The 26,224-nt window shown below is 48.1% G+C and carries 21 protein-coding genes; 17 read left to right on the top strand and 4 right to left on the bottom strand.

The annotated features are described in order from the left end of the window. The first annotated feature begins 27 nt into the window (after window positions 1–27). The 14 genes from hisC (at window position 28) to ABXJ76_RS03540 (ending at window position 14,470) form a co-directional block, all read left to right on the top strand. On the top strand, window positions 28–1,116 hold the full coding sequence (gene hisC, locus ABXJ76_RS03605) for a histidinol-phosphate transaminase (RefSeq protein ID WP_432744176.1): 1,089 nt from the start codon (window positions 28–30) through the stop codon (window positions 1,114–1,116). Window positions 1,117–1,335: 219 nt separating this feature from the next. Then, the gene (gene petA, locus ABXJ76_RS03600; RefSeq protein ID WP_432744174.1) at window positions 1,336–1,935 is read left to right on the top strand and encodes a ubiquinol-cytochrome c reductase iron-sulfur subunit; all 600 of its coding nucleotides are present in this window, start codon (window positions 1,336–1,338) and stop codon (window positions 1,933–1,935) included. After that, the gene (locus ABXJ76_RS03595; RefSeq protein WP_432744173.1) at window positions 1,932–3,338 is read left to right on the top strand and encodes a cytochrome b; all 1,407 of its coding nucleotides are present in this window, start codon (window positions 1,932–1,934) and stop codon (window positions 3,336–3,338) included. Before petA ends, ABXJ76_RS03595 begins: the two co-directional genes overlap by 4 nt. Window position 3,339: 1 nt before the next feature. After that, a complete protein-coding gene (locus ABXJ76_RS03590; protein WP_432744171.1) occupies window positions 3,340–4,062 on the top strand; it encodes a cytochrome c1 in 723 nt (240 codons plus the stop codon). Window positions 4,063–4,321: 259 nt separating this feature from the next. Continuing rightward, on the top strand, window positions 4,322–4,897 hold the full coding sequence (locus tag ABXJ76_RS03585; protein ID WP_432744170.1) for a glutathione S-transferase N-terminal domain-containing protein: 576 nt from the start codon (window positions 4,322–4,324) through the stop codon (window positions 4,895–4,897). Between the two features lie 11 nt (window positions 4,898–4,908). Further along, on the top strand, window positions 4,909–5,292 hold the full coding sequence (locus ABXJ76_RS03580; protein WP_432744168.1) for a ClpXP protease specificity-enhancing factor: 384 nt from the start codon (window positions 4,909–4,911) through the stop codon (window positions 5,290–5,292). 284 nt (window positions 5,293–5,576) lie between these two features. Next, on the top strand, window positions 5,577–6,143 hold the full coding sequence (locus tag ABXJ76_RS03575; RefSeq protein WP_432744167.1) for a c-type cytochrome: 567 nt from the start codon (window positions 5,577–5,579) through the stop codon (window positions 6,141–6,143). A 1,293-nt stretch (window positions 6,144–7,436) separates the two neighbouring features. Beyond that, window positions 7,437–8,549 carry a LysM peptidoglycan-binding domain-containing protein gene (locus ABXJ76_RS03570; protein ID WP_432744165.1) on the top strand — a complete coding sequence of 371 codons (1,113 nt, stop codon included), beginning with the start codon at window positions 7,437–7,439 and terminating at the stop codon, window positions 8,547–8,549. 38 nt (window positions 8,550–8,587) lie between these two features. Beyond that, window positions 8,588–9,640: a DNA-processing protein DprA gene (dprA, locus tag ABXJ76_RS03565; protein ID WP_432744163.1), complete on the top strand. Its 1,053-nt coding sequence runs from the start codon at window positions 8,588–8,590 to the stop codon at window positions 9,638–9,640. 14 nt (window positions 9,641–9,654) lie between these two features. After that, complete coding sequence (locus ABXJ76_RS03560) at window positions 9,655–10,122, top strand: DUF494 family protein (protein WP_432744161.1); 468 nt, start codon at window positions 9,655–9,657, stop codon at window positions 10,120–10,122. 99 nt (window positions 10,123–10,221) lie between these two features. Next, window positions 10,222–12,549 (top strand): type I DNA topoisomerase, encoded by a 2,328-nt coding sequence (gene topA, locus ABXJ76_RS03555; protein ID WP_432744160.1) that lies wholly within the window; start codon window positions 10,222–10,224, stop codon window positions 12,547–12,549. Between the two features lie 192 nt (window positions 12,550–12,741). Then, a complete protein-coding gene (locus ABXJ76_RS03550; protein ID WP_432744158.1) occupies window positions 12,742–13,299 on the top strand; it encodes a Sua5/YciO/YrdC/YwlC family protein in 558 nt (185 codons plus the stop codon). A 374-nt stretch (window positions 13,300–13,673) separates the two neighbouring features. Beyond that, window positions 13,674–13,967: a hypothetical protein gene (locus tag ABXJ76_RS03545; protein WP_432744156.1), complete on the top strand. Its 294-nt coding sequence runs from the start codon at window positions 13,674–13,676 to the stop codon at window positions 13,965–13,967. Beyond that, complete coding sequence (locus ABXJ76_RS03540) at window positions 13,964–14,470, top strand: hypothetical protein (RefSeq protein WP_432744154.1); 507 nt, start codon at window positions 13,964–13,966, stop codon at window positions 14,468–14,470. Before ABXJ76_RS03545 ends, ABXJ76_RS03540 begins: the two co-directional genes overlap by 4 nt. A gap of 102 nt (window positions 14,471–14,572) precedes the next feature. On the opposite strand, the gene serS is transcribed toward ABXJ76_RS03540, so the two are convergent. From serS to orn, 3 genes are all read right to left on the bottom strand, one after another. After that, entirely contained in the window at window positions 14,573–15,847 is a 1,275-nt protein-coding gene (gene serS / locus ABXJ76_RS03535) for a serine--tRNA ligase (protein ID WP_432744152.1), read from the bottom strand. 107 nt (window positions 15,848–15,954) lie between these two features. Continuing rightward, a complete protein-coding gene (gene crcB / locus ABXJ76_RS03530; protein WP_432744150.1) occupies window positions 15,955–16,662 on the bottom strand; it encodes a fluoride efflux transporter CrcB in 708 nt (235 codons plus the stop codon). A gap of 3 nt (window positions 16,663–16,665) precedes the next feature. Next, a complete protein-coding gene (gene orn / locus ABXJ76_RS03525; RefSeq protein ID WP_432744148.1) occupies window positions 16,666–17,211 on the bottom strand; it encodes an oligoribonuclease in 546 nt (181 codons plus the stop codon). Between the two features lie 89 nt (window positions 17,212–17,300). Here orn and ABXJ76_RS03520 point away from each other — a divergent pair, with 89 nt between their 5' ends. From ABXJ76_RS03520 to ABXJ76_RS03510, 3 genes are all read left to right on the top strand, one after another. Then, window positions 17,301–18,548: a M48 family metallopeptidase gene (locus tag ABXJ76_RS03520; protein WP_432744146.1), complete on the top strand. Its 1,248-nt coding sequence runs from the start codon at window positions 17,301–17,303 to the stop codon at window positions 18,546–18,548. Further along, window positions 18,541–19,428, top strand: coding sequence for a ribosome small subunit-dependent GTPase A (rsgA, locus tag ABXJ76_RS03515; RefSeq protein ID WP_432744144.1), 888 nt, complete (start codon window positions 18,541–18,543; stop codon window positions 19,426–19,428). Before ABXJ76_RS03520 ends, rsgA begins: the two co-directional genes overlap by 8 nt. A 271-nt stretch (window positions 19,429–19,699) precedes the next feature. Next, complete coding sequence (locus ABXJ76_RS03510) at window positions 19,700–23,401, top strand: pyridine nucleotide-disulfide oxidoreductase (RefSeq protein WP_432744143.1); 3,702 nt, start codon at window positions 19,700–19,702, stop codon at window positions 23,399–23,401. A gap of 194 nt (window positions 23,402–23,595) precedes the next feature. Here the strand turns inward: ABXJ76_RS03510 and ABXJ76_RS03505 are convergent, their stop codons facing one another. Next, window positions 23,596–25,866, bottom strand: coding sequence for a DNA translocase FtsK (locus tag ABXJ76_RS03505; protein ID WP_432744141.1), 2,271 nt, complete (start codon window positions 25,864–25,866; stop codon window positions 23,596–23,598). Window positions 25,867–26,224 lie beyond the last annotated feature (358 nt).

Raw genomic sequence — 26,224 nt, 5'->3', positions numbered from 1 at the left:
TCGCCCCTACAGCTTTAGAATTTGCACATGACACAATCCAATCTACTTTCCTCCATCTTCCGCAAAGAAGTCCTGGCAATGTCCACTTACAAAGTGGCCGATGCCACCGGTTTGATCAAACTGGATGCGATGGAAAACCCCTACAGCTGGCCTGAAGACATCAAGACAAACTGGCTGGAAACCTTGAAAGACTGTCCGTTAAACCGCTATCCGGATCCTGAAGCCAGACAGCTGACGGCAACCATCAAACACCTGAATCAAATACCCGACCAGTTCGATGTGCTACTAGGCAATGGTTCCGATGAAATCATTCAATTACTGTTAATGGCGCTGCCTGCCAGTGCCTGCGTGTTGGCGCCGGATCCCAGTTTTGTGATGTATAAACAGCTGAGCCTGTGCCTGGGCCTCAACTACCACGGCATTCCGTTGCTGGCAGACAGCTTCGACCTGGATTTACCCGCCATGCTGGCTGCCATAGAAAAACACCAGCCTTCGGTTATTTTTCTGGCCTACCCCAACAACCCTACCGGAAATCTATTTTCCGAAGCGTCGATTAGAGACATCATAAAAATTGCCAACGGCTTGGTGGTGATTGATGAGGCCTACTCCCCTTTTGCCGACGCCAGCTTTATCAGCAGTCTGGGACAATATGACAACCTGTTAGTGATGCGTACCGTATCGAAATTGGGCTTGGCGGGTTTACGCCTCGGCTACATCGCAGGCACGCCGGACATCATCGAACAACTGCATAAAATTCGCCTGCCCTACAACATCAACAGCCTAACCCAGATCAGCGCAGACTTTGCCCTGTCCAACAAAGCCTTGTTCGATCAACAAACGCAACAGATTTGCACTGAACGGTCACTCGTTTTTAGCCAGCTTAATGCGCTGAACGGTATTACCGCCTATGCCAGCGCCGCCAATTTTATCCTATTCAAAACACCCGAAAACCGGGCCAACGACATCTTTGCATCGATAAAACAACAAGGTGTTTTAATTAAAAACCTTAGCGCTCAAGGCGGCTTGCTGACCGATTGCCTGCGCGTAACCATCGGTAAACCTGAAGAAAATACAGCGTTTATTACCGCACTAACAAAATGTCTAGGCGCCCCATAAATAAAAAAACTAACGCCATTATTACGCCTTTAAAAACAACAATATGTTGTAATATCATATAGTTGTGCTTCGCATCACCTACCAAGCATTTTTTTAAAAAAAACAAATACCTAAACCAACAGCATAAGCACTTCAAATCTTATAAGTTCTAATGGTATATTGACGCCAGAAAATAATGTGCCCTTAAAGAAGCACAGACTTAATCAGGAGAGTTCTATAATGAATAACGAAGGCGTCGATCAGTCCAAACGCCAATTTTTAACCACGGCCTTGACCGTGGTTGGCGCAGTCGGCACTGGCTATTTAGCTGTTCCTTTTCTTGCTCAAATGCAACCTAGTGCCAAGACCATGGCCGCTGGCGCTCCTGTTGAAGTTGACATCAGCAAAATGGAATCCGGCCAATTAATCAGAGTCGCATGGCGAGGAAAACCGGTATGGATACTCAACAGAACTCCTCAGGTTCTTGAAACCCTGATAACACTGGACTCTGAACTCAGAGATCCTCTTTCTCTGGAATCCATACAACCGGATTCCAGCAAAAACCCAGTACGCTCTATTAAGCCGGAAGTCTTTGTAGCCGTCGGTTTATGTACCCACTTAGGCTGTTCACCCACATTTCGTCCTGAAATAGCCCCCAATGATCTTGGCGAAAAATGGAAAGGCGGTTTTTTCTGTCCGTGCCATGGCTCCTGGTTTGATCTGGCTGGTCGCGTTTATCGCGGAGTACCGGCGCCAACTAACCTGGAAATCCCTCCTTACCGCTATATTACTGATACCCAGCTGATTATTGGTGAAGCTCCAGAGGAAGAAAGCGCATGAAACGTAATCGCGTAACTGAATGTAATGATTGGTTTTTGGAACGCTTTCCGCTGACCAAGCTCTGGAATGAACACATGGCGCATTATTACGCGCCCAAGAACTTCAATTTCTGGTATTTCTTCGGTTCACTGGCTTTGCTGGTACTGGTCAACCAGATCCTGACCGGTATTTTCCTGACCATGAACTACAAACCGGACGCCAAATTGGCATTCGATTCCGTAGAATACATCATGCGCGACGTGAACTGGGGCTGGCTGATTCGCTACATGCACTCGACCGGTTCATCGGCATTTTTTATCGTGGTTTATCTGCACATGTTCAGGGGCTTGCTTTACGGCTCGTTCAAGCATCCCCGTGAACTGGTCTGGATTTTCGGTATGTTGTTATTTGTCGCTTTGATGGCCGAAGCCTTTATGGGCTATCTATTGCCTTGGGGACAAATGTCCTACTGGGGCGCTCAGGTGATTATCTCGCTGTTCAGCGCCATTCCAGTAATCGGCGATGATCTGTCCCTCTGGCTCAGAGGCGACTATGTGGTTTCCGATGCAACCCTGAACCGGTTCTTCGCCTTTCATGTAATTGCTGTGCCGCTGGCTTTGGTCATGCTGGTATTCCTGCATATCGTAGCCTTGCATGAAGTCGGTTCAAATAACCCCGACGGCATTGAAATCAAAGATTCCAAAGACCCTTGGGGTCATCCTGTGGACGGCATTCCGTTCCATCCTTATTACACGGTCAAAGATCTGGTCGGTGTCGGCGTATTTATGTTATTTTTCGCCACGGTTATTTTTTACATGCCGGAAATGGGCGGTTATTTTCTCGAGCCAGCCAATTTTATCCCTGCAGACCCGATGAAAACCCCGGAACACATAGCTCCAGTATGGTATTTCACGCCTTTCTATGCCATTTTAAGAGCCATTCCCGATAAATTTGCCGGCGTTATCGGTATGGGCGGCGCGATTGTCGTGCTGTTTCTGCTGCCTTGGCTGGATCGCAGCCCGGTCAAATCGATTCGTTATCGCGGCGGCATCTACAAAAAAGCCTTGGTGCTATTTGTTATCAGTTTTATAGCGTTAGGCTATTTAGGCACACAACCTGCGACACCTACAGCGACAATCGTCGCGCGATTTTTTACTGCGATTTATTTCGGCTTCTTCTTGTTGATGCCGTTATATACCCGCTGGGAAAAAACCAAGCCGGTGCCAAAACGCTTAACCACAATACATAGCCTTGAGGAGCAACTGCCTGCGTTAATTGAGGAAATAACCCAAATAAAACAAGGATCTACTGAAATTGGTCACTCTGCTTTTAAAAGCTCTTTTTTTGCCATAAGACCTAATCCCAAAGGCATAAGAAACCTTATCAGTCGGTTAGTAAAAAATGCAAAAGGGAGTCTGGATTGATATGAAAAATTTAACAGCATTGCTTTTATTGTTATCACTCTCTTTTGGGGTTGTCGCCTCGGAAAGTATTGAGCTGCAAAAAGCGAATATTGATCTTTCCAATAATGCTTCATTGCAGCGTGGTGCAAAACACTTTGTCACCTATTGCTTGGGCTGCCATTCAATCAAACATATCCGTTACTTGCGTATTGCCCTTGATGTCGATGTCGACCCTAAAAAAGTGTTAAAAGACATTGCACCGGAAGGAGCCAATATCTACGATCAAATGCACAGCGCTATGAATGCGCATGATGCTGAAAAATGGTTTGGTACACAACCGCCCGACTTGTCGTTAATTGCCAGATCGCGTGGTGCGGATTGGCTGTACAGCTATTTAAAAAGTTACTATATTGATCCAAAAAGTCCTAGAGGGGTAAATAACCTGATTTTCGAGGATACCGCTATGCCTAACCCGCTCTGGCAATTGCAAGGTGAACAGTATGCAGAACCTAGAAAAAATATATGGGGTCATGAATATACCAACTTAGTTCTTAAAGAACCCGGTACCTTGTCTGAAGGAGAGTTTGGAATTTTCGTCAATGACTTGGTTAATTTCTTGGTGTATGTCGGTGAGCCGGTGCAGCTTGAAAGACAACGTCTCGGAAAATATGTGCTATTTTTTATTTTAATGTTTTTAGTTTTAGCTTATCTGCTGAAAAAAGAATATTGGAAGAACATCCATTAATTCTCAAAATCTTATAGGGTAGGCAAACGGCACCAACAGTGGCCGCTTTACGACTGCATGAATGCAGGAGGTAGAGCAATGCAGGAGCCATTGCCGAGGCGAAGCTGTTTGCCTACCCTAACATCTGCAAATAAAAACCTCGACAACCATGTTATAATGCCTTTTTTTTACCGCCCTACACGTCTTAAAGAGGTTGTTATTCGTGACAAATATTACTCGTAAATCTGTAATGACGCTTTTCTCATCTCCAACATGCGCGATGAGCCACTGCGCCCGCTTTGTTTTGCACGAGAAAGGAGTTGTCGCAGACATAGAATATTACGACCCGACTGAGCCGCCTGAGGATTTACTAGAGCTAAATCCCAACGGCACGTCGCCAACACTGATTGAACGCGACCTAGTTCTCTATGACTCGCGCATCATTATGGAATATCTGGACGAACGTTTTCCGCACCCCCCATTGCACCAAATGGATCCGGTTTCACGGGCAAACGCCAGAATGCTGATCAAGCGTATCGACCAGGACTGGTATCAGTTACTGGATGAAATTTTATTTTCCGGCGAGAAAAAATCAGCCCGCGCCAAGAAAATGCTCAGAGAGGGAATCTTGGCTGCCGAGCCTATTTTTGCCGCCAGACCCTATTTTATGAGTGATGAATTTTCACTGATAGACTGCGTCATCGCGCCCTTATTATGGCGTCTACCGAGCATAGGTATTGACATATCAACACCCAGTGAAGTCATCACCAATTATGCCCAGCGCATATTCAACAGAGCCGCATTTAAACGCAGCCTGAGCGAAGCCGAAAAAGAAATGATCGAGCCTTTAAAATAAACCTTAGCAACATGACCTCTCTAAAGCCTTATTTAATTCGTTCAATTTACGAATGGATTATTGACAACAACCTGACACCGCATCTGCTTGTGGATGCACAAGATACCCGCGCCATTTTACCGACCGAATTTATTGAAGACGGAAAAATCGTTTTGAATATCAGGCCGGAAGCTATACAGGGTCTTTCTCTCGGCAACGATGAAATTGAGTTCAATGCCCGGTTTAGCGGAAAACCCATGCACATTGCCACACCAATAACCGCAGTATTGGCAATCTACGCTAAAGAGAACGGCAAAGGCATGATCTTCGATCAGGAAGACAACGACGGTGACGATGAACCACCACCGCCAGTAAAAAAACCGACAGCCAAACCCACTTTACGCATCGTAAAGTAACAGCAATTCTTGCTATGTTCAGGAGTCCTGGACATAGCAATCCTTGGGTCTCTGCTCCTGTACAACACTTAGACATTTCACCTCCTTTCCAAAAAGCCTATCCTCAACTTCTCTTCTGTCGACACAACGACGATTGAACTTTTCCGCAAAAAAACCTCACGATCCACCCAACTTTTTATTATCAGTTAATCTTTTTGGTTGTATAGTGAAGCTCCTATCTGAAAAGGCAGCTTCTTTCAATAGCCCGCCTAATAGATAGCCAACCCTATCCTATGAGGTGAACCATGAACTCACTACAACAATCCCTTATCTTATCTTCCTTGCTGGCTGTTTTTTTTACATTGCCGGTTTTAGCCGCAGATAGTGCGGCCGGAGAACAAAAAGCAAGCTCCTGTGTCAGCTGCCATGGCCAAAATGGTAACAGCAGCAGCGCACAATGGCCCAACTTGGCAGCACAACAACCTACCTATCTGGTCAACCAACTCAAAACATTCAAGGCCGGAGACCGCATCAATATCATGATGCAATCAATGACCGCCAACCTGAGCAATGAAGACATCAACAACCTTGCTGCTTATTTTTCCAGCCAGAAACCCGCCAAAGCAGGCGGCGACCCGGCATTGGCAAAAGCAGGCGAAGCCAAAGCCGCTATGTGTCTGGGATGCCATGGTTCCACTGCTCAAGGTAACGGCCAGTTCCCAAGGCTTGCAGGACAACATCCTGAATACCTTGAACAACAATTAAAAGCTTTTAAAGAGGGCTCTCGTAAAGGCGGACCGATGCAGGCTATTACCGCCAATCTATCCGAGGCTGATTTTAAAGCATTAGCGGCTTATTTTGGCTCGTTGTAAGAAAGAAATCATCTATACCCCACATAAAAAGCCTGCTGGATGGAATGAAAAAGTCCCATCCAACACCGCTCATATGTAAGTATAATAAAATTTATAAATTAACCCATATCGGTCATTTACAGCTTATAAAGATGCTGTTATCAGGGATAACGTGATTTTTTATTTTGATCTAAAAAAAAGCCGGTTTTATGCGGCTTTAATTGATTTGGTTTGCGTTACAAGTTAGTCTTAATTTAACTGGATGCCATTCAGAAGTTCAAATTTTACAGGGTGACCATGTTGGTTAGGTTGGACAATACTTTCTGTTGTGGTTGTTGAGACGACCTTTCCATTTGCATCTTTGGTTACAGAAATTGATTTCTGATACTGAGTTGGCACACAACCGGACAGAAGTAATGTAGCGAACAGGAAAAATATTGAGGATAGTTGTAGTGATTTATTAATCATATGCTCTTTAATTTAGTGATTTATTAAAAATGTAATTGCAGATATTTGGGAATAATGAATCTTGCGGAATATGTCCCGCGTCTATTCTTGCACGTGAATTACGCTTACCTAAAGGCAAATCTATCTACACAAATATGGTAACAAATTGATATTAATGAGATTTTGTTAAAAGCCATCTTTAATAAATTTCAATAAAATCAATTAGCTGTAAAGATGTGTAGATAGCTTTGACCTAAAGGAAAGAGCTTCCAGCTTCAACGGGGCGATGCTCGGCATAATGCGGAGTCTAAAGTCCCTCGACTGGCAGTACCGGATATTCCCTCCGGCAGGCTAAATTATCAGCACGAGAAAAATCGTACACGGATGCAAAGGCAAAATCAAGGGCATCCCCCATCTGAAGGATATAGGTATCTACACAACTTATTGGCTTTCCCGTGGCACTGCCATTAAGTTAGACTGAAAAGACAGTGATGACTGAACATTGTGGGCGCGAATTTATTCGCGTCCACCTAATGCCAAGCCCTTAACCTAATGGCGGTGACGCCACCCGCGAGGGAACGAGGAAATGTTTTTTTAATGGGTGCATGGGTAGCCAGCCCAGTCAGGATGTAGTGACTTGTGTAGATAGCTATGCCTGAAGGAAGGATTTTACGGGCAAAATGGATAAAATCTGTGCTTCCCATACTTTCGCCCTTATGGTGTATCAGGGTCTACAATGTGACGCCGCAATAGCTTAAGCCTGCAAGCCTTAATAACGTTGAGTTTCCCGTATAATTGGTAAAACCATCTGAATTCATCTAAACTTTGGATCCAGATCGCACAAAAAGGCTCGACAGGAACCCAAACATGGCTTTTCGAACATTCACCGGATTGATAGTTTCTCTGCTCATCAGCACCAGCGTATGGGCCGATGAAATACAAATAAACCCATCCCATCCCGATCAATATACCGTCGTCAAAGGCGATACTCTATGGGAACTATCCGGTAAATTTTTAATCCACCCTTGGCAATGGCCTAAATTATGGAGCCGTAATGCTCAAATCAAGAATCCTCACCTGATTTATCCCGGCGATACGCTTTATTTTTCAATCGTCGATGGCAACCCTCAACTGAGCCTTTCCCGTAGCGAAATCCCCTTGGCCACCGCCAATTCTCCCTGCATTCTTCAGGAAGAAGACTATAAGCAAGGACGCAAAGACTTTGCCGTCTCCGAAGATGGCAAAGTACTGCCTTGTATTCGAGTAACCGAGCTGAAACAGGCCATTAGATTAATCCCTACCGAAACCATAACCAGCTTCCTGTCATCCCCCAAAGTGGTGGATGAAAATGAACTGGGCAAGGCGCCATATGTCGTTGACTTTGTCGGCGAACATCTGCTTGCAGGCACTGGCGATCGTGCTTATGTACGTTCGATAACCGAACCGAAAAGCCAGTCCTACACGATTTACCGGCCGGGTAACGCTTATATCAGTCCGGAAAGCGGAGAAATTTTGGGCTATGAGGCGCAATACATTGCCGGCACCTCATTACAACAACCCGGCGATCCGGCGACATTAGCCATAACCAAATCCGTCCAGGAAATTCGTATCGGTGATCGGATTATGCTCAATGCTGAACAGGACCTTGTATTAAATTATTTTCCCCGTCCGCCAGAACAACGCATCAACGGCAGTATTATCAGCGTACTTGGCGGCGTTTCTCAAATCGGCAGGTATAACGTGGTGGTCATAGACAAAGGCACGACTGACGGGATTTTAGCTGGGCATGAACTGGACATCTATCAACGCGGCAATATTGTCAAAGATTCGTACAGTTCGGTTAAAAACGATCAGGTTAACCTTCCGGATGAAATGGCCGGTACCCTGATGGTTTTTCGACCGTTTGAGCGTGTCAGTTATGCTCTGGTCATGAAAGCGACTCAGGCCCTTCATATTTTAGACAAAGTTAAAACCCCCTGAACATTCCCGAGCAAGACATTAACTACTGGCTTGCGCTATTGCGCACGCCAGGCGTCGGTTGCAGGACATTTCTCCGTTTACTGAGCAGCCATACCCCGGCGCAGTTATTTGCAGAATCATCCTCCGCACTGAGCGCCTTGGGCTTAAAAAGCGATATCGTTAATGCGATCAAAAATCCTGATTGGGCACTGATCGACTATGATTTGTGCTGGCTCAGTCAGGAGAATAACAGCGTTATCACCCTTAATGACCCCAACTATCCGCCGCTGTTAAAAGAAATTGCCGACCCTCCGCCACTTTTGTTTGTACGCGGTAACCCCGAACTGTTATCTCTGCCGCAAATTGCGATAGTGGGCAGCCGTAATCCGTCGACATCAGGCCTGGAAATCGCCTTCAACTTCGCCAAGACCTTGAGTCATTGCGGCTTTACCATTACCAGCGGACTGGCCTTGGGTATCGATGCCGCCAGCCATCAGGGCGCATTAAAGGCCAAAGGTTATACGATTGCAGTAGCCGGAACCGGGCTGGATCGTGTTTATCCGGCTCGGCATAAAGACCTGGCCACTGAAATTGTCAATTCCGGTGCAATGGTCTCGGAATTTCCGCCGGGCACTACCGCCAAAGCCAACCACTTTCCCCGGCGCAACCGCATCATCAGCGGCCTGTGCCAAGGCTTGTTGGTGGTTGAAGCCGCCAAACAAAGCGGTTCGCTGATTACTGCGCGCATGGCCCTGGAGCAAAACCGCGAAGTTTTTGCGATTCCCGGCTCCATTCATAACCCGCTGGCCCGAGGTTGCAACGCGCTAATCCGCGAAGGCGCAAAACTTGTCGAAACAACCCAAGATATTCTTGAGGAACTAAATCAATATAATCAACAAGATGTAATTTTCTCCCCGGCAACAATGCAATCAACGCTTGACCTGGAGCAGCAAACATTATTGAATCTCGTCATGTTTAGCCCAACTTCTATCGATACTCTGGTTGAAAATGCCAACGAATCCGTCGAAGTTATTTCGTCAATGCTGCTGATTCTTGAACTGCAAGGTTACATAGAAGCAACCCCCGGCGGTTGCTATACTCGAATCCAATAAACAACCAAGAGACCATGAAAGAAAATATTTTTGATGTCCTGATGTACTTATTCGAAAACTATATGGAAGATGAAATTGAAATACTTCCAGACAGTGATGTCGTCAGAACAGAATTGCTGGAAGCCGGCTTTGAACAAATCGAAGTCAATAAAGCTTTCGACTGGCTAGAGTCGCTTAGCCTGCAACGTGCAATAAAAACATCCGCAACGCCTGTATTCCGTATTTTTTGCAATCAGGAGAAAGTTAAACTGGATCTTGAATGCCGCAATTTACTTATGTTCCTTGAGAATAGCGGCATCCTAAGTTCAGCCAACCGGGAAATCGTCATCGACCGGGCCATGGCGCTGGAAAATGAAGAAATATCGATGGAAAAACTGAAATGGATAGTGCTGATGGTATTACTCAGTCAGCCGGATGAGGAAATCGCTTTCTCCAGAATGGAAGATATTGTTTATGACCTTATTCCATCGTATTTACACTAAGATTCAAGGAGCAAGGTTCAAGGTTGAAAACACACAGCTTTCACCTTGCTCCTTGAACCTCACCTTTCACCTTGAACCTTTCACCTCTTTTAAGAATAAATGAGCAAGAATCTCGTCATTGTAGAATCGCCCGCAAAAGCCAAAACCATCGAAAAATATTTGGGCAAGGACTTTCAGGTTTTAGCCTCTTATGGGCATGTGCGCGACCTGATCCCCAAAGAGGGCGCAGTTGACCCGAACAACGACTTCGCCATGAAATATGAAGTTATTGATCGCAACCAAAAACATGTACAAGCTATAGCCAAAGCCCTTAAGACCGCAGACACCTTATATCTGGCGACTGACCCTGATAGAGAAGGAGAAGCTATTTCCTGGCATTTGCTTGAACTGCTGAAAGAAAAAAAACTGCTCAAAGACAAGCCGGTGCATCGGGTCGTGTTCCATGAAATCACCAAAAAAGCCGTCACCGCAGCCATTGCCAATCCAGAACAACTAGCCATCAACTTGGTCAACGCCCAACAGGCGCGCCGCGCTTTGGATTATCTGGTCGGTTTCAACCTGTCGCCGCTATTATGGAAAAAAATCCGCCGTGGTCTGTCGGCAGGTCGTGTACAAAGCCCCGCCTTGCGTATGATCGTCGAGCGCGAACTGGAAATCGAGGCCTTTAAAACCCGCGAATACTGGACAATTGATGCCGCATTGACGGCGCACGATCAAGCCTTCAAAGCCAAATTGACGCAGCTTGACGGCGAAAAAATCAGTCAATTTAGCATTACCGATGAAGCGCTGGCCGAAAAAACCAAGCAAACCTTGCTGGATGCCGCTGACGGCCAATTAATGGTTGCCAAGCTGGAAAAGAAACAGCAAAAACGCAACCCGGCCCCGCCTTTTATCACTTCGACACTGCAACAGGAAGCCTCGCGCAAACTGAATTTCACCACTAAGCGCACCATGATAGTTGCCCAGCAACTTTATGAAGGCATCGATATAGGCGGCGAAACCGCCGGTTTGATTACCTACATGCGTACCGACTCGGTTAACCTGTCGGCTGACGCCGTCGAAGAAATCCGCGCGCTGATTGCCGAAAGCTATGGCGCTGAAAATGTGCCTAAAGAACCCCGGCTGTTTAAAACCAAGTCCAAAAACGCACAAGAAGCGCACGAAGCCATACGCCCAACAAACCCTCGGTACTTGCCCAGCCAGATAAAAAACCAACTGAGCATTGAACAGTTCAAACTCTATGAACTGATCTGGAAGCGCACCATCGCCTGCCAGATGATTCATGCCACGCTCAATGTGGTCGGCGTCGATCTAAGCTGCGCCGACGGCAAGCACGTATTCCGGGCAACCGGCTCCACGATTGCCTCGCCCGGATTCATGGCGGCTTATCTGGAAGGCAAAGATGACAGCAACGAGAGCGACGACAAGGAAAACTTTCTGCCGCCGATGGAAGAAGGCCGCCCCGTCCAGCTCAACGACATCAATGCCGCACAGCACTTCACCGAGCCGCCGCCACGCTACGGCGAAGCCAGTCTGGTAAAATCCCTGGAAGAACACGGTATCGGCAGGCCATCGACCTATGCGTCGATTATTTCGACCTTGCAAAACCGCGAATATGTCACCCTGGACAGCAAGCGCTTCTACCCGACCGATGTCGGCAGAATCGTCAATAAATTCCTGACCGAACATTTCACCAAATACGTCGATTACGATTTTACCGCGAACCTGGAAGATGAACTGGATGCGGTGTCGCGGGGAGAAAAAGACTGGGTTCCATTGATGCATGATTTTTGGAAACCTTTCACCGCCCTGATTCATGAAAAAGAGGAAAGCGTCCAGCGCAAAGATGTCACCCAGGAAGCCATCGACGAAAAATGTCCCGATTGCGGCAGCCCGCTGTCCATTCGTTTAGGCCGAAATGGCCGGTTTATCGGCTGTACCAATTATCCGGAATGCTCCTACACCCGGAACCTGAACGATGATGCCGGCGCTACCGACGAACCCGAAATTGTTGAAGGCCGAACCTGCCCCAAATGCGAATCGCCTTTAGTGATCAAGGCCGGACGCTACGGCAAATTTATCGGTTGCAGCGGTTATCCCAAATGCAAGCATATCGAACCTTTGGAAAAGCCGATGGACACCGGCGTTGAGTGCCCGCAATGCAAAAAAGGCAACATCCTCAAACGCAAATCGCGGAACAGCAAAATATTCTATTCCTGCTCTGAATACCCAAAATGCGACTACGCATTATGGAACGCGCCGATAAAAGAAAGCTGCCCGGAATGTGCGTGGCCTATTTTGACCGTCAAAGAAACCAAAAGACGCGGCGTGGAAAAAGTTTGTCCGCAAAAAGACTGCAAATACGTAACGCCGTATGAAGGCGACCCTGCCGATGTGCAGGGACCTAAAGAACCTGGTGTATTGTAGGGACGGATTCATTCACCTTTGGGGGCCCTATATGTTTAACAAACTTTTAAAGCGCCCACATTTGGCTAAAAATAGTTAGGGTTGAATGTTGCGGGCGCGAATTCATTCGCGGAGTAGGTTAAAAAACGCGAATGAATTCGCGCCCACATAGATAATCCAGCAGGAGCTGAAACTCTCTCCATAAACTTAAAAATGCCTTATCACTCCCTGTTCAAAATAAAAAACGCCGTCCGTCAGCTCAAAGCCGGAGCGGTGATTGCTTATCCCACAGAAGCCGTCTACGGCTTAGGCTGCGACCCGCTCAACGAAGCTGCGGCGATGGCCCTGCTCGACATCAAACAGCGCCCGATAGCAAAAGGCCTGATTCTTATCGCCTCGTCACTGGAGCAACTGCGTCCCTACCTCGATTTAGATCAAGCCATTATCGACCGCATAACCCCCACCTGGCCCGGCCCTGTCACATGGGTTATTCCGGCCCAACCTTGGGTGCCAAAATGGCTGACCGGCGAACATTCATCACTGGCCGTCAGAGTAACCCATCACCCGGTAGCCCACGACTTATGCGCCCAATTCGGCAGCCCGCTGGTATCCACCAGCGCCAACCCGACGACCCGACCCGCCATCAAGGAATCAAGAAAATTGCTCAAAACCTTTGCCAATGCCGATATTTTTATCGTTCACGGCAAAGTCGGGGAACTGGCACAGGAAACCGCTATTTATGATGCGGTAAGCGGAAAGCGGTTGCGTTGATGATAAAAATTCAGACATAAAAACAGCGTCATATACCATTATCGGGTTCCCACGCGCAGCGTAAGACTCATGCGATCCATACTGCGTTATGCCACTCAATACTGCGCGTGGGAACGAGAAAAATATTTTAATACAACGCCGTATGACTTCAATATACGTGCAGGTGAGCTTCTGGCGGGTTGTGTATCAAGCGGAGAAAATTGCTAAGTAGAGTTGCGCTCAGGGCAAGGTTCATCTACGCATCAATAGCATACGTGAACAACCGCCGGGGTAGTTTTTGGCAAAGAAAAATTGAATAGGCTATACTGAATTTTATGCTTAAGTTTTATATTTAATTTTCACCAATTTGCAATCAACGATAAACTTTCACCACTATGGCAATCTATATAGCTGTCCCTCTAACACCAACTAGCTCTGCATTAAATGATGCAGTTGTGCGGAGTATTGCGTCGGCAACAGATCGCTATCAATTGCAGTCAGATCGTGGCTGGCTAATCAAATTCGACGGAACTTCAGTTGAATTATCTAACCATATCGGTCTTACAGGGCAAGCGCAAGGAGAGCTTTCACCTATAGGCTCAGCAATTATAGTTCCGGTTTCAGCATACTATGGACGCGGTCCCACAGATATGTGGGAATGGCTTAAAACTAGGCTTGAACAACAATGAGCGATGAGGTTCCCGCGTCTGTTGCGCAAGTTTCCCCGGTAAGCGACCATCCTCATTTAACAAGGATGCAAGAAGCAATAGCCGAAGAGGTAAGTCGCCAAGGCGGTGGTGGAGGAAATATGTCAGACCTTGAAAGACGTGTAGGCATTTTGGAGACGGATGTTCGTGCTATTCGTGATAATTTGAACACGCTTGTGACGGATACCGCCGTTATTAAGTCCAATTATGCTTCAAAAATAGACATTTCTGATCTGAAAACAGATATTGCTGGTCTAAAAACAGAGATTAAAACCGATATTTCAAGTATAAAAGCCGAAATTGCTAGCGCAAATTTAGTCCAAACCCGCTGGATGATTGGCATATTGTTAGCAGCAATAGGCTTAGTATTTGCTATTCAGAGATATTCCCCACCACAAAGCAGTTTAGTGCCAAGTCAAGCACAGGCTATATCTAATCAGATTCCAGCAAATATCAGCCCACCCGTTCAGCAAAGAACGCCTTGATTATTAATACAGCCGAGAAGGGCGTGCCGCGCACTTTCCACGCAGCTTGAGATTAAATCGACGCCCAACATCACAGCTCTCCCTATGGCGAGCGGGTATGCCCTAGCCAATAACTTCCAAGCCGCCCATATAGGGCCGCAACGCGTCAGGAATACGAATGCGCCCTGCTGCATCCTGATAATTTTCCATCACCGCAATCAGCGTTCTGCCCGCCGCCAGACCGGAGCCGTTCAGGGTATGCACCAACTCGGGTTTGGAGGTGACAGGGTTGCGCCAACGCGCTTGCAGACGACGAGCCTGAAAGTCTTTGAAGTTGCTGCACGACGATATTTCCCGATAAGTGCCCTGCCCCGGTAGCCAGACTTCCAGATCGTAAGTTTTGGTCGATGAAAAGCCGGTATCCCCTGCGCATAGCAACATCTTGCGATAAGGCAGGTTGAGTTTTTTCAGGATAGCTTCCGCGTGATGGGTTAGCGTTTCATGTGCCGCAGCCGAATCCTCAGGCTTTACGATTTGTACGATCTCGACTTTTTCAAATTGATGCTGACGGATCATACCTCTGACATCGCGACCGTAAGCGCCGGCCTCGCTACGGAAACAGGGACTGTGACAGACGAATTTAAGCGGCAGGTCTTTGGCCTCGATAATCACGTCTCTGACGATGTTTGTGACCGGCACTTCGGCGGTCGGAATCAGATATAAGGCAGGATCGTCGTTGGCCTTGAACAGATCGGCTTCAAACTTAGGCAACTGCCCGGTGCCGCGCAAGCTGTCGGCATTGACTAAAAACGGCACGTAAGTTTCACTGTAACCGTGTTCGGTGGTATGGGTGTCGAGCATCAGCTGAATAATGGCCCGTTGCAGGCGTGCCAGCGGCCCGTTTAATACCACAAAGCGGGCGCTGGCGATTTTTGCACCCAGCTCGAAATCCATGCCTTTGTTGATTGCGCCTAAATCGACATGGTCTTTGGGCTCAAAATCAAAAGTCGGAATGTCGCCCCAGCGGCTGATTTCGAGATTGTCGTCTTCGCTCTTGCCGTTCGGCACGGACTCATCAAGCAGGTTGGGGATGCCTTCCATCAAGGCGGTCATTTTTTCCTGAATGTCGGACAATTCGGTTTCCGCCGCTTTCAGCTCGTCGCCCAGATGCTGAACCTGATCCAACAGCGGTTGCACGTCTTCGCCTTTGGCTTTGGCGATGCCGATAGCTTTTGAGCTGCTGTTACGTGCATTCTGCAATTCCTGGGTTTTAACCTGGATGTCTTTGCGCCGGACTTCCAGCTCGGAGTAATACTCCGGATTAAAATCGAATGAGCGCCTGTTGAGCTGTTCCTTAACAAAAGCTAACTCGGTTCTGAATAAGCGGGGATCTAACATGATTAAATGATTACCTTAAAATTAAAAATATATATGAGACAAAAGGCTAAAGGCTAAGGGCAAAAAAAGCATGATTCCTTCACTCTTCGCCTTTCGCCTTTTGTCTATCAAACCTGCCTGCCAACCAGCAAGCCCATCCAAATCACCAAGATACAGATCAGGCCATTGCCGACAAATGTACCGAGCATTAAATTCAAATGGGTGTCGAATGAATAACCATGCTCTACCAAATACAACAGTAAATATAAACCGGACAGAGTCAGAAAAACACCGACCATGATCACCGTCAGTACGACTCGGTATTCCTCGGACAGCGCCACTTTCTGCAACAAAATAGTCGCGATGATGCTGATCAGAAAAGCGCCTATCGCGTTAATGCTCATCAACGCATAAGGAATCACGCCTCCCGACCACTGAATGACACCGTTCGAATAATAAAACAGGCCTCTGCCGCACAGCAAGCCAATCCAGACGGCAAAGACACAGGTCGTAATGCTGGCGAATATATTCACCGCCGCTTTGCTTAAATTGCCCTGCTCTATCAGATAAAAAGTATCCAGGGAAAAAGTGGAGAAGGTTGTCAGGGAGCCTATAAAGCCGACCAAAATGGCCGCCCTGTATTCAAAGGTGATAGTGACGCGTTGCAGAATCAGCGTTTCGGCCAGCAAACCGATCATAAACGAACCGATCACGTTGACGACCAAAGTCCCATAAGGAAATCCGCGCCCCAGCCATTGAGCAACACCCGATGACACCAGAAACCGCACCACCGCACCGAATGATCCGCCCAGCGCAATTGCAAGAATTTGATTCATAAGCTAGAACCTGATGAAGTGCTCGCGGTAATAACGCAATTCTTCGATAGATTCGACAATATCGGCCAAAGCCTGATGCGTGGACTGTTTTTTAAAGCCGTCTTTGACTTCGGGCGCCCATCTGGCCGCCAGCTCTTTTAGCGTTGATACATCGATATTGCGATAATGAAAATACGCTTCCAGTTTGGGCATATAGCGATACAAAAAGCGCCTGTCCTGGCCGATGCTGTTGCCGCAAATCGGTGAGGTATTTTCCGGCACCCACTGCTTTAAAAATGCTAGCGTTTGCCGTTCGGCTTCCGCTGTATCGATAGCGGAAGCCTTGACGCGCTCGATCAAGCCGGATTGCCCGTGATGGTGCTGATTCCAGTCGTCCATGGCTGCCAATGCCGCATCGGATTGATGTACAGCAAGCACAGGGCCTTGCGCCAGAATATTCAAATTTTGATCGGTAACAATCGTAGCAATCTCAATAATCGAATCACTGTCAGGATTAAGTCCGGTCATTTCAAGATCTATCCAGATAAGATGCGTGGAGTCCTGCGCCATTTATTGATTCCGTTGTATAGAAGGGGGCGGTTAGTGTAGCATTGGCTAATCTGTACGTCTAACTCTTAAACTTTGAAGAAATTCCGCTTATGAATAGCTTTACCATCGTCTTTTTAATCGCGCTAACGCTTTCTTTTTCAGTGCAGTTTTGGCTGGCTCAACGGCACGCCGCTTACGTTGCTAAGCACCGCTTTGCCGTGCCTGAAGCCTTTAAAAATACCGTCTCGCTGGAAGCTCACCAAAAAGCGGCTGACTACACGCTGGAAAAGAGCAAGCTGGGCAATATAGACAGCATCGTCGGCATTATTTTTCTATTGCTGCTGACCCTCGGCGGCGGCATTAATTTAGCTTTCGAATTTTGGGCATCCTCCATTGCCAACCCATTGCTAGCGGGATTGGCCGCAGTAGCCAGCGTTTTTCTGTTTATGACCCTGGTTGAAATCCCTACCAGTGTCTACCAAACCTTTGTGATTGAAGAAAAGTTTGGCTTTAACAAAAGCACCCCGCAACGCTTCATCAAGGATCAACTGTTGCAACTGGCTCTAGTTGCCGCTATCGGCATGCCGTTACTGGCTTTAATCCTATGGGTCATGGACAGCATAGGTTCGCTGTGGTGGTTATGGGCCTGGGGCATACTGATCAGTTTTTCGCTGCTGATGAGCTGGCTATTTCCTACCGTGATCGCGCCGTTATTCAATAAATTCACTCCGATGGAAGACGGCTCGTTAAAAGACCGGATTCAGGGCTTGCTTAGCCGTTGCGGCTTTAACAGCAACGGCATCTTCATTATGGACGGCTCCAAGCGCTCGGGTCACGGCAACGCCTATTTCACCGGCCTTGGCAACAACAAGCGCATCGTCTTTTTCGACACTTTGATCAGCTCGTTGGACGATGAAGAACTGGAAGCGATACTGGCCCACGAACTGGGACATTTCAAGTGCAAACACACGATCAAAATGATGGTTGCCACTGCGATTATGAGCCTGATCAGTTTTGCTATTTTAGGCTGGCTGATCGATCAGCCATGGTTCTACAACGGACTCGGCGTAGCACAGCCGTCGCATGCCGCCGCCCTGTTGTTATTCATGCTGGTGTCATCGTCGTTTACCTTTTTTATGCAGCCGATCAGCGCCTATTTTCAACGCAAATTTGAATTCGAAGCCGATGATTTTGCCTCCAGCCATGCCAAGGCCGAAAAACTGATCAGCTCGCTGGTTAAGTTATACGAAGAAAACGCCAGCACTTTGACGCCAGACCCTTTGTATTCAGCGTTCCATTACAGCCACCCGCCGGCGGCTATTCGTATTGCCAATTTGGAATCTAAAATACGTGTCTGAGTTACTTGAAGGCCTGGTTATTTCCCATTTAGGTCAGGGTATTGCAGTTGAACATGACGGCAAGATTATGCTGTGCCAAACTCTGAGGAAGCTTGAAACCGTCGCCGTGGGCGACCGGGTTTTATGGACGCAATCCTCGCCCGATCAAGGCCGCATAGAAGAAATCCTGCCCCGGCGTTCGTTATTGATGCGTCCGTCCAGAAACGGCAAAACCCGTCCGGTTGCGGCCAATATCGACACCGTGTTTGTGGTCTTTGCGATCGAGCCTTTCTGCGATTTTTTGCTGATAGACCAGTATCTGGCGATTTGCGAGAATCGCAATATCGATGCGGCACTGGTGTTGAATAAAACCGATCTGCCGCAATCTGCCGACATTGAAAAAGAACTGATGGCCTACAAAGATCTAGGCTATGCGCTGTACCGGGTCAGTGCCACAGCGGCGTCGGGTCTGGATGAACTCAAACTGGCGCTAAAAGATCAAGTCAGTATTTTAGCGGGGCAATCCGGCGTCGGTAAGTCATCGTTAACCAATGCGATCATTCCCGATAAGGAACTGAAAACCAACACCGTCTCGGCAACCACCAAACATGGGCGGCATACCACCACTGCCGCAACGCTGTACCACATGGATGAAGGCGGCGATTTAATCGACAGCCCCGGCGTTGCCATTTTCGGGCTGGCCGGTCTATCCGAGCAACAATTGGCTTACGGTTACCGTGAATTTCAGCCGTTGATTGAACAATGCCAGTTTAAGAACTGCCGTCATCTGGTTGATAAGGGTTGCGCAGTGCGTCCAGCTGCCGAAAACGGCGATATTTCAATGACCCGGTATCAGCGGTTTTTAAAACTGAGAGAAAAAATGCCAACAACCTATGTCTGAAGCGTCATTAGCAAAAAGTGACTGGCAGACTCTGAACTTGTTACGGCTCGCCATAACAAAGATTATCGGTGGCAAACAAAGTCATATCTACTTACAATACGCGGTTGAATTTTGTCTTTTATGAAATACATCCCAGTATGTCACCCTTCGAGCCAGCCGTTGACTGTGCAAATTCGCTCCAGACGAATTTGTCGGTAACCATGTAAGCGCAGATAAAGCCTGCTTTTTATGCTGGCGGTATGAACAATCGAACTAATCAAACACGAGAACTATGGAACAGAACAACCTTACACTTGGCATTCCCGGCTTTAACTACCCCGATTTATACGATTCTGCGCGTCTGAAAGAGCTGCTGGAGGTGTTTGATGCGTCGGTTGAACGTCATGATTCGCAGCTGCATAATGAATTCAAGGCTTACCGCCAGAATCAGGGTATAGATTTGTCACCTGAAACGGTTTCCGATCTGCTGGTGCGCATGGGGCCTTATGTCGGTCAGTTTGTCGCCAAGATTTTTAATGTTTCCGAACAGCATCAAGCTCAGTCCGCAACCATCAAGGACGAGATCGACAGCATTTTTACCTATAAAAATGAAATAGTCGACAAGCTGGCTTTCACCTTTAAAGGACAGGATGCCAGCGATTGGGCAATTCCCGCCATCCTGAACCGCTTTGACCTGCTGATCGACGCGGGTTTTCCCGAGGCCAATCAGGATAATGATCCCGAACACCGCATAGCACGAGTCGGCGCGGCTATCGGACTGCTGTGCAGCCATTACAAGCTGATTGCCAAAGGCAAAGACAGCGATTACGAAAATGCCGATTGGGTCGCCGAGGCTCTGCGCGCCAAACTCGCCGCACATGACGAAGCGGCAACCGAATTTAACGACATCCTCAGCCTGCAAGATCCCGCTGAATTTATCAACGGCCTGATAGACATCGTTCAGCGCTGGAGTTTTGTCGCCCAACAAGATAACGATGTGGTTGCGAACTGGCCGAGTTTTAAACTTCCGCAAAAACGCGATTTCGATAACCTGGTTGCCCATGAACTGGTTGATCGCGGCGAATTTAAAGCCTGGATGGGCGAGCAGGAACACCGCCGCCGCCGGGACGGTTTCAAGCTAACCGACTCGCGCTTTAATCAACGCCAGGTATTGTCCGAAGTCAATCACTGCATTTACTGCCACGAGCGCGACACCGATTCCTGCTCCAAGGGCATGCGCAACAAAAAAACCAATACCTTCAAGGTTGATCCATTGGGCGTGACCACCATCGGCTGCCCGCTGGATGAAAAAATATCGGAAATGCATCTGGTTAAACGCGGCGGCGACAATATCGGCGCACTGGCGATGATTATCATCGACAACCCAATGTGTCCGGGCACCGGGCATCGTATTTGCAACGAGTGCATGAAAGGCTGTATCTACCAAAAAACCGATCCGGTCGATATTCCGCAAATTGAAACCAATGTACTGACCGATGTCTTGTTCATGCCTTACGGCTTTGAGATATACAGCTTACTGACCCGCTGGAATCCGCTAAACGTCAAGCGTCCGTATATGCTGCCTTACAACGGCAAAAACGCGCTGGTCGTGGGTTTAGGCCCCGCCGGTTATACGATGAGCCATTATTTATTGAATGAAGGTTTCGGTGTCGCCGGAATCGACGGCTTAAAACTGGAGCCGTTGCCGGTGGCATTGACCGGCGACAGCGACAACCTGCCTGCGCCGATTGAGCATTTCCAAGACCTGTACGAAGATCTGGACCAGCGTATCCTGGCCGGTTTCGGCGGCGTCGCCGAATACGGCATCACCGTGCGCTGGGACAAGAACTTCCTGAAAGTCATTTACCTGACCTTGCAACGACGCGAGGCGTTTCGCGCTTACGGCGGCGTGCGTTTTGGCGGCACCATCACTATTGAAGACGCGTGGACTATGGGCTTTGACCATATTTGCATCGCCTCGGGTGCCGGTAAACCGACGGTTATCGACATGAAGAACAACCTGATGCGCGGCATACGCAAGGCCTCTGATTTCCTGATGGCCTTGCAATTGACCGGAGCCGCCAAGGCTTCTTCGCTGGCAAATTTGCAGGTGCGTTTACCGGCAGGCGTTATCGGCGGCGGCTTGACCGCGATGGATACCGCAACCGAATTGATGGCGTATTATCCGGTGCAGGTGGAAAAAACCCTGCACCGCTATCAAACGCTGGTTAACGTCTATAGCGAGCAAAGCGTTCGCGGTCGTTACGATCAGGAAGAAACCATCATCCTCGATGAATTCCTGGGGCACGGCAAAGCCATCGTCGCCGAACGCCAACGCGCCGAAGCAGAGGAAGAACTGCCAGATTTTCAACCACTGGTCGAATCGTGGGGCGGCGTCACCCTGTTTTATCGCAAAGGCATAAGCGATGCGCCCGCGTACCGCCAAAATCACGAAGAAATCGCCAAAGCGCTGGAAGAAGGCATTGCCTTGGCTGAAGGCATGAGTCCAATCGCCGCCCTTGCCGACCAATACGGACATTTAAACGCGGTTGAGTTTGACAAACTGGTGCTGGAAGAGGGTCGCTGGAACAACTCGGGGCAGTCAGTCAAGGTGCCGTTGCGCAGCTTATACGTTGCCGCCGGCACCTCGCCGAACACTATTTACCAAAGCGAATATCCCGACACCTTTGTGATGGACAAATGGTTTTTCCAGCGTTATCAGCCTGAATGGACCAATGACTCGGTCGAATTGGTGCCGATGAGCGATGACACCATGCCCAAGCTCGGCAAACCCGCGCCGCTGACGTCTTATCAAAAAGACGGCAAATTTATCAGTTTTTACGGCGACAACCATCCCGTTTACGCAGGCAACGTGGTTAAAGCCATGGCCAGTGCAAAAAATGGTTATCCTTACGTGGTCAAACTGTTCGAGCAGGAATTGGCAGAATTAAATCCTGCCCAACAGCCGAAACGCGATGCGGCATTAAAAGCCTTGTTTGCCCAGCTGGATGAGTCGTTTAAAGCCACTATCGTAGCCATTAACCGCCTGACACCCACGATTATCGAAGTCGTGGTCAAAGCGCCGATGGCGGCGGAAAAATTCCATCCCGGACAATTCTATCGCGTGCAAAACTACGAAGCCTTTGCGCCTGTGGTCGAAGGCACGGTGCTGGCTGCCGAAGGCTTAGCGCTGACCGGCGCCGAAGTCGATAAGGAAAACGGCACGATTTCGCTGATTGCGCTGGAAATGGGTTCATCATCGCGTCTGTGCGCCACCTGGAAAGTCGGCGACCCGCTGGTGATCATGGGCGTAACCGGCACCCCGACCGACATACCGACCGGAAAAACCGTGTTGTTGCTCGGCGGCGGCTTGGGCAATGCGGTGCTGTTCTCCATCGGCAAGGCCTTAAGAGCGGCGGGCAACAAGGTGATTTATTTTGCCGGCTACAAATACGCGCAAGACCGCTTTAAAGTCGAGGATGTTGAAGCCGCCGCCGACATTATCATCTGGTCGGTCGACAAAGGCGAAGGTGTTGAAGCCTTTACCCCAACACGCCCTCAAGACAAGACCTTTGTCGGCAATATCCTGGAATGTATGCTGGCTTACGCCCAAGGCGAATTAGGTGAACAGCCGATTTCGCTTAGCGATGTCGACCATCTGATCGTAATCGGCTCGGATCGCATGATGGCGGCGGTAAAAAGCGCGCGCTTCGATGTGTTGAAGCCTTATTTAAACAAAGCGCATCACGCCATCGGCTCCATTAATTCGCCGATGCAGTGCATGATGAAAGGCATTTGCGCCCAGTGCTTGTGCAAACATATCGATGCCGATACCGGCAAGGAGTACTTTGTGTATTCCTGCTACAACCAGGATCAGGATTTGGACAAGGTTGATTTCCCTCACTTGAATGCCAGGTTGCGACAAAATACCGTGCAGGAAAAACTGTCTAATCTTTGGCTGGATTATTTGTTAGAAAAACAGCAGCAGAAGTAAAGACAATATACCACCCAAAGCCGGACGGGCATTATAGGCACCGTCCGGCGCGGTGCGCCTGGTAGGGTAGTCAGCTAATGGGTGGAAGTCGAGTCATCGCCCGATGACAAGAAAAAACGTAGGGAAAAGTAAGAATACACATATAAGCAACTGCCCAGAGTCGCAATCAGAGCCATAGCGACTCCGATTCGTTATTAATCTCTTACCGGTGCAGGCGCCAGCACGACTCTTGAACCATTGCTTTCTGGCGAACTGACAACGCCGGCCGCTTCCATATCTTCAATCATGGTTGCGGCACGGTTATAGCCGACTTTAAAGCGTCTTTGCACGCTGGATATTGAGGCTTTGCGCGTTTCTGTGACAAATTGCACTGCGTCATCATATAAGGCATCGCTTTCGGAATCGCCGCCATTGCCACCGCTCATGCTATAGCCATCATTTGAATCAGACGATTCCCGGGTGATGTCTTCCAGATAATTGGGCGGCGCGGTTTGTTTTAAAAATTCAACTACGCGATGCACTTCGTGATCATCGACAAATGCACCGTGAGCACGTATCGGAATACTGGTGCCTGAGGGTAAAAACAGCATATCGCCATTGCCTAGCAAGGTTTCCGCACCGCCTTGATCGAGTATAGTGCGCGAATCGATGCGTGATGACACCTGGAATGAAATCCGGGTCGGTACGTTGGCTTTGATCAGGCCGGTCAATACGTCTACCGAGGGACGCTGCGTGGCCAGGACTAAATGGATACCGGCCGCTCGGGCTTTTTGCGCCAGACGGGCGATCAGTTCTTCGACTTTTTTACCGACGATCATCATCATATCGGCTAATTCATCGATAACAATGACGATGCTGGGCAAGGTATTTAAGCTGGGATAGTCTTCGCCTTCTTCCAGCGGGTTGATCATTTGAAACATCGGATCCCTGACGCTCTCGCCTCTTGCCGTCGCGTCTTCTATCAGCTGATTAAATCCGGCGAGATTTCTGACGCCCATTTTGGACATTAACTTATAGCGCCTTTCCATTTCAGCAACCGCCCAGCGTAGTGCGTTGCTGGCTTCTTTCATATCGGTAACGACCGGGGTCAATAAATGCGGAATGCCTTCATAAACCGATAATTCCAACATCTTCGGATCGATCATGATCAAGCGCACCTGCTCCGGCGTGGCCTTATAAAGCAGACTGAGAATCATGGTATTGATGGCAACCGACTTACCGGAGCCGGTAGTGCCTGCGACCAGTGCATGAGGCATTTTGCCCAGATCGGCAACCATCGGTGTGCCGGAAATATCCTTGCCCATCGCCAGGGTCAACATGGATTTGGATTTCTCGAACGGCGCTGACACCAATAACTCGCGCAAGGTCACCATTTCCCGTTCCCGATTGGGAATTTCAAGACCGACTACCGATTTACCGGGGATAATTTCAACGATACGAACACTGGTAACCGACAACGCTCTGGCCAAATCCTTGGACAGGGTGCTGATACGACTGACCTTAACGCCTGCTGCAGGTTGTAACTCAAAACGAGTAATAACCGGACCAGGGTGAAAGCCGACCACGGTAACGGCAACGTTAAAATCGGCCAGAATATCTTCTACCAAGCGCGACATTTCTTCCAAATCGGTTTGCGAATAACCGATAACGCGGGTATCACGAAGATCGAGCAAATCCAGAGACGGTAAAACACCTTTGCTGGAATCATATTTAATAGCCGACTGTTTTTTGAGTGGACGACTGTTTTTTGCCGGATTTTCTACAGGCTTTTCGATATTGGCTATAGGTATAGCTTTAGCACTGACTTTTCTTTTAAACACCGACTTTTCGGGATTATTAACCAGCGTTTCAATGGGTTTAACCGAATGTCCCTGCAACAAAGTCAGAATACTGCTTCTAAGAAATCGACAAATAGACACGGTATATTTACCGATAAAATCCAGCAACGCTACCCACGACAATCCGGTAACCAAGGTAACCCCGGCCAATAAAACCACTAACAACAGCAATGTCGCTCCCGAATTGCCTAGCATTCGCAACAATACATTGCCGGTTTCCTGACCTAAAATACCTCCGGTATTGCTGGGCAATTCAATACCTATTCTTAGCAGATACAAATTCAATAGCGCAGCGCTCGAAATAATGGTCGCTATTGATCCTATCCATTGCAGCGCGATAATCATTTTTTCGCGGTCATGTCTGCCGCGAGTGTAGAGCAAATAACCTTGCCAGAAAATAATAACGGGGAATAAATAAGCAACCAAACCAAAACAGCTAAGCATGATATCAGAGAGCCACGCACCAAAAATACCGCAAGCGTTAGAGATGGTTTGCACTGACCCGCTATGCGTCCAACCCGCATCTTCGTTACTAAAGGTGATCAACGAAATTAAAAAAAATAATGCGACTGCGATGAAACCTAATAAAGCGATTTCACGTAAACCACGAAAAGTTTTCTCTTCCATTACTGCAGCCATATTCAATAACTCGTCACATAAATTACTAACAAAACATAATTATAGATCAATAATGAGATGTTTCACATTAATAATGCCCCAGATAAACTCCGGCACACACGCCTACAATCATTCACCGGCCATGCCGATAAAACAGTTTATGAAACACGCTTTCGTCTTCATCAAATTTCTTCGCTGATCTGAAACCTCGCCCTTCAGGGGGATTATTTGAGTTTGACAACGATGCATTGCATCGTTATCCTTTTTGGCATCCTCCTCGTTCACGGGTAGGAAAATCCGCCGACCTCTATCCGTCGGCGGTCGTCACTCGACGGATGAGGTCGGGTGTGGATTGAAACATAATTAA

This window comes from Methylobacter arcticus (genome assembly GCF_050917435.1).
Classification (GTDB): Bacteria; Pseudomonadota; Gammaproteobacteria; order Methylococcales; family Methylomonadaceae; genus Methylobacter_A; species Methylobacter_A titanis.
This window is presented reverse-complemented; position numbering and strand designations above follow the sequence as displayed.

What these genes read in the sequence shown, in the direction of transcription:
- hisC (WP_432744176.1), top strand. Translation starts at nt 28, where the DNA reads ATGACACAATCCAATCTACTTTCCTCCATCTTCCGCAAAGAAGTCCTG.
- crcB (WP_432744150.1), bottom strand. Translation starts at nt 16,662, where the DNA reads ATGAATCAAATTCTTGCAATTGCGCTGGGCGGATCATTCGGTGCGGTG.
- ABXJ76_RS03540 (WP_432744154.1), top strand. Translation starts at nt 13,964, where the DNA reads ATGAGCGATGAGGTTCCCGCGTCTGTTGCGCAAGTTTCCCCGGTAAGC.
- ABXJ76_RS03560 (WP_432744161.1), top strand. Translation starts at nt 9,655, where the DNA reads ATGAAAGAAAATATTTTTGATGTCCTGATGTACTTATTCGAAAACTAT.
- ABXJ76_RS03520 (WP_432744146.1), top strand. Translation starts at nt 17,301, where the DNA reads ATGAATAGCTTTACCATCGTCTTTTTAATCGCGCTAACGCTTTCTTTT.
- ABXJ76_RS03580 (WP_432744168.1), top strand. Translation starts at nt 4,909, where the DNA reads ATGACCTCTCTAAAGCCTTATTTAATTCGTTCAATTTACGAATGGATT.
- petA (WP_432744174.1), top strand. Translation starts at nt 1,336, where the DNA reads ATGAATAACGAAGGCGTCGATCAGTCCAAACGCCAATTTTTAACCACG.
- orn (WP_432744148.1), bottom strand. Translation starts at nt 17,211, where the DNA reads ATGGCGCAGGACTCCACGCATCTTATCTGGATAGATCTTGAAATGACC.
- ABXJ76_RS03590 (WP_432744171.1), top strand. Translation starts at nt 3,340, where the DNA reads ATGAAAAATTTAACAGCATTGCTTTTATTGTTATCACTCTCTTTTGGG.
- ABXJ76_RS03595 (WP_432744173.1), top strand. Translation starts at nt 1,932, where the DNA reads ATGAAACGTAATCGCGTAACTGAATGTAATGATTGGTTTTTGGAACGC.
- ABXJ76_RS03570 (WP_432744165.1), top strand. Translation starts at nt 7,437, where the DNA reads ATGGCTTTTCGAACATTCACCGGATTGATAGTTTCTCTGCTCATCAGC.
- serS (WP_432744152.1), bottom strand. Translation starts at nt 15,847, where the DNA reads ATGTTAGATCCCCGCTTATTCAGAACCGAGTTAGCTTTTGTTAAGGAA.
- ABXJ76_RS03575 (WP_432744167.1), top strand. Translation starts at nt 5,577, where the DNA reads ATGAACTCACTACAACAATCCCTTATCTTATCTTCCTTGCTGGCTGTT.
- ABXJ76_RS03510 (WP_432744143.1), top strand. Translation starts at nt 19,700, where the DNA reads ATGGAACAGAACAACCTTACACTTGGCATTCCCGGCTTTAACTACCCC.
- topA (WP_432744160.1), top strand. Translation starts at nt 10,222, where the DNA reads ATGAGCAAGAATCTCGTCATTGTAGAATCGCCCGCAAAAGCCAAAACC.
- ABXJ76_RS03585 (WP_432744170.1), top strand. Translation starts at nt 4,322, where the DNA reads ATGAGCCACTGCGCCCGCTTTGTTTTGCACGAGAAAGGAGTTGTCGCA.
- ABXJ76_RS03550 (WP_432744158.1), top strand. Translation starts at nt 12,742, where the DNA reads ATGCCTTATCACTCCCTGTTCAAAATAAAAAACGCCGTCCGTCAGCTC.
- ABXJ76_RS03545 (WP_432744156.1), top strand. Translation starts at nt 13,674, where the DNA reads ATGGCAATCTATATAGCTGTCCCTCTAACACCAACTAGCTCTGCATTA.
- ABXJ76_RS03505 (WP_432744141.1), bottom strand. Translation starts at nt 25,866, where the DNA reads ATGGAAGAGAAAACTTTTCGTGGTTTACGTGAAATCGCTTTATTAGGT.